Here is a 3,871-nt window from a genome sequence, read left to right on the forward strand (position 1 = left end):
GAGCCATAGTTCAATATGTTGTTGAAAAAGACAGTTACTATAACTCAGGTGATTAAGGGACACAGCCTAGTCTTTGATTTGGTAGAACTCTTTTTTGATATCAATCTGCTCATCGTCTTTTAATTCAATGTTATAACGCAGGTAACGTGACAGGTTGAAAATCAGCTGGCGGGCGGTGTCCGGATTGAGACGGATAGAGGACGAAATCGCATTCAGGGCGTTAAAGAGAAAGTGCGGGTTAATCTTGCTTTGCAGCGCACGCAGTTCCGCTTTATTGGCCATCTCACGCAGCTGTTCGGCGCGGGAAACCTCCAGCTGTGTCGAGATAATCTGCGACAGGCCCACCGCCATTTCCTGTAGCGAGGAGGTTATCTGATGCGCGTGGCAATAGTAGATCTTAAGCGTGCCGGTGACGATCCCTTTTTCCCATAGCGGGATCACCAGCATGGAGTGGATCTGCGGGGTCCGGTGGGCTTCATCGTTGTTTTTAATGATGATTTCCCCGGTATCAATCGCCTGTCGGGTTGTCGGGCTGATAATATCGTCGTTATCCCGGTAGTTATCTTCCCCCACACCGACATACACCAGCACATGGTCAACATTGGTGATAGCCACGGCATCGGCATCAATATCCCGGCGGATAATATCGCAGACCTTGCGTAACGATTCGTTATTCACATTGCGAAACAGTGGCAGAGTCTTGTTAGCGATATCCAGCGCCAGTTTGGCCTTGCGCCCGGCAATGGCCTCTTTTTCGCCTTCCACACTTTGTACCAGCAGAACGATAAAGCCCACGCACACGCTGCCGAGAATCATCGGTACGCCAATTTTCGACACGATATCCAGCCCGAGTGCGGTCGTCGGCGCCCACAGGATTACCAGCGTCATGGTCAGCGTTTCGCACAGCATCCCGGCGATAATCCCCACACTCCAGTGCTTTGCCTTCGGGATTTTGCGGTTGATCCAGCCGGAGAGAATGCCCGCGATAATACTGGTTATCAGGCAAGGGACGGCCGTTACGCCGCCGATATCAATCAGATAGCGGTGTATCCCGGCGATCACCCCGGTGATAATACCCACCCAGGGGCCGAATAAAATGCCGCCGGACATGACCGCAATGATGCGCACATTCACCAGAGAGCCTTCGACCGGTACGCCGGACCATGTGCTGAACAGTGCAAACATTGAGAAGATCGCAGTGACGCCGAGTAACTCTTTTGGTGTGTGCGCCGTTTTATGCAGCAGTTCGCGGAACAGGCGGATACGGATCAGGAAGGAAAGGCAGATCAGCATCAACGCTGCGCGATCGAAAACCGCCAGCAGCATGTCGAATATTTCGTGCACGGGAAAGCTCATGTAAAAGGCGTGAAAAAGCTATGATAAAAAACATCGCCGCCAATGACCAGTCAGGTACACGTATTCGGCAATGAGGAAAAACCACTTCCTTAAAAGGGGATTGCTGCAGGTCGGAAGAATTTTCGCCACATGTGAAAAAATGTCTTATAACAACGTAATTTCATTGATATCAATTTGTTAATTTTAGTGGTGTGTATTTTTCAATATTGGCAGAATTTTCTTTTTAGCTTTTTTTGTGGCTTCCCCTTTTTTCTGCGATAAATTTTTTTACATTTCCTCTCGACAGCAGGTTTTTTTTCAGGCTATTTTCAAGAAACGCCACAACCGTGGCGGCGTCGCTCGGACGGTCCGGGCGCTAACGTTAATCTGAGGAAGTTATGGCTGAATTCAGTCCTGAACGCCGTTTTACGCGTATCGATCGTCTCCCCCCTTACGTTTTCAATATCACTGCTGAACTGAAAATGGCTGCGCGTCGGCGCGGCGAAGATATTATCGATTTCAGCATGGGTAACCCCGATGGCGCGACACCTGCGCATATCGTTGAAAAACTCTGTACGGTTGCCCAGCGCCCGGATACGCACGGCTATTCCACCTCGCGCGGCATTCCGCGTCTGCGTCGCGCTATTTCGCGCTGGTATCAGGACCGCTATCAGGTTGATATCGACCCGGAAAGCGAAGCGATTGTGACCATCGGTTCGAAAGAGGGGCTGGCGCATCTGATGCTGGCAACCCTGGACCATGGCGACACGGTGCTGGTGCCAAACCCCAGCTACCCGATTCATATTTACGGTGCGGTGATCGCTGGCGCTCAGGTGCGTTCTGTTCCGCTGGTGGAAGGCGTTGATTTCTTCAATGAGCTGGAACGTGCAATTCGCGAAAGCTACCCGAAACCGAAGATGATGATTCTGGGCTTCCCGTCCAACCCGACCGCCCAGTGCGTAGAGCTGGAGTTCTTCGAAAAAGTGGTGGCCCTGGCAAAACGTTACGATGTGCTGGTGGTTCACGACCTGGCCTATGCCGATATCGTCTATGACGGCTGGAAAGCGCCGTCGATTATGCAGGTGCCTGGCGCGCGCGATGTGGCAGTCGAGTTCTTTACGCTCTCCAAAAGCTACAACATGGCGGGCTGGCGTATTGGCTTTATGGTTGGCAATAAAACGCTGGTCAATGCGCTGGCGCGTATCAAAAGCTACCACGACTACGGCACCTTTACGCCGCTGCAGGTGGCTGCGATTGCCGCGCTGGAAGGTGATCAGCAATGCGTCAAAGACATTGCCGCACAGTACAAACGTCGTCGCGATGTGCTGGTAAAAGGGCTGCATGAGGCTGGCTGGATGGTTGAAATGCCGAAGGCGTCGATGTACGTCTGGGCGAAAATCCCGGAACCTTATGCGGCAATGGGTTCGCTGGAATTCGCGAAGAAAATGCTGCAAGACGCGAAAGTTTGCGTCTCACCAGGCATTGGCTTTGGTGATTATGGCGATACCCATGTGCGTTTTGCTCTGATTGAAAACCGCGATCGTATTCGCCAGGCAGTCAGGGGCATTAAAGCGATGTTCCGCGCTGATGGCCTGCTTCCGGCCTCGACAAAATCCATGACGGAAGACGCTGAGCAAGAATAAAATACGTACATCCGCACCAATGAAAACAGGAGCCAGATGGCTCCTGTTCTTCTTTTCGTTCTACTGATATTGCTCAGATCATCAGGGCAAATGTACCGGCCCAAACAATGACCATCACCGAAATGCCCATAAAGAAATATTTCACGCTTCATCGCTCCGCATACATAAGTATGCATTCATGACCAGATCAGGACTGAGTATAGAGAGGTGAAACTACGCCAAATTGAAAATGGGAATTTTCTCCCTTTCGGCTACAGCCCCATCTCAGAATTCTTGGTGCATATCGCACCAGACGGAGGCTAATGTACGCCTAATTTTTATGCCTTACAAGGGCCATTTTTTTAAATAATTTCCGTAACTTACAGAGTGTCGGGCTTTGGCGACAGATTAATTTCTCTACGGAATAAATGGGGGGTGAGCGACGCGTTGTACATGGCTGAAACCTGTAATTTCACCGTTGAATTACAAGGTTATTTTTGTGATCGTTAGCACACTTAGTAAACCTGAGCCCTGTCGAAGTGATGACAGATTTATCCATTGCCGATGCAATTTTTATTTCACGACGGTTGTGTGGACGACACCTTTCGCACCTGTTTTCCCGACTATGTATGTAACCGGTGAGAACCTGTTCTATAGTTGTAAAAATAGCCTGATCGTTGTGGCTGCCACTATGCGAATGATTGTTATTGTTGTGCAGAAATTTGCTTCGTTCTTGAATTATCTCAAAACAGTTTTTAAGAAAAGAGATTAAATTTATTTATAATGTGCTGGACGAATCTTGATTGCATAAGAACAGTTAGCATATAAAGCGGCATCATTTAAGGAAGGTGCGATTTAATCGTCAATTATGAGAACATAACCCTTTCTTTGACATAGACTTTTCACGATGCCCG

At 49.4% G+C, this 3,871-nt stretch carries 2 protein-coding genes and 1 pseudogene; 1 reads left to right on the plus strand and 2 read right to left on the minus strand.

Annotated elements, in window-relative coordinates; translation table 11 throughout:
• Positions 1 to 69 precede the first annotated feature (69 nt).
• Positions 70 to 1,344: pseudogene (locus ACSZPU_RS24055) on the minus strand (LytS/YhcK type 5TM receptor domain-containing protein); the annotation flags it as partial.
• Positions 1,345 to 1,733: 389 nt separating this feature from the next.
• Here ACSZPU_RS24055 and alaC point away from each other — a divergent pair.
• Positions 1,734 to 2,978 (plus strand): alanine transaminase, encoded by a 1,245-nt coding sequence (alaC, locus tag ACSZPU_RS24060; protein WP_499004056.1) that lies wholly within the window; start codon positions 1,734 to 1,736, stop codon positions 2,976 to 2,978.
• Positions 2,979 to 3,051: 73 nt separating this feature from the next.
• Here alaC and ypdK read toward each other — a convergent pair whose 3' ends face one another.
• Positions 3,052 to 3,123, minus strand: coding sequence for a membrane protein YpdK (gene ypdK / locus ACSZPU_RS24065; protein WP_099458783.1), 72 nt, complete (start codon positions 3,121 to 3,123; stop codon positions 3,052 to 3,054).
• Positions 3,124 to 3,871 lie beyond the last annotated feature (748 nt).

It is taken from the genome of Phytobacter sp. V69, from assembly GCF_965644215.1.
Lineage (GTDB): Bacteria > Pseudomonadota > Gammaproteobacteria > Enterobacterales > Enterobacteriaceae > Phytobacter.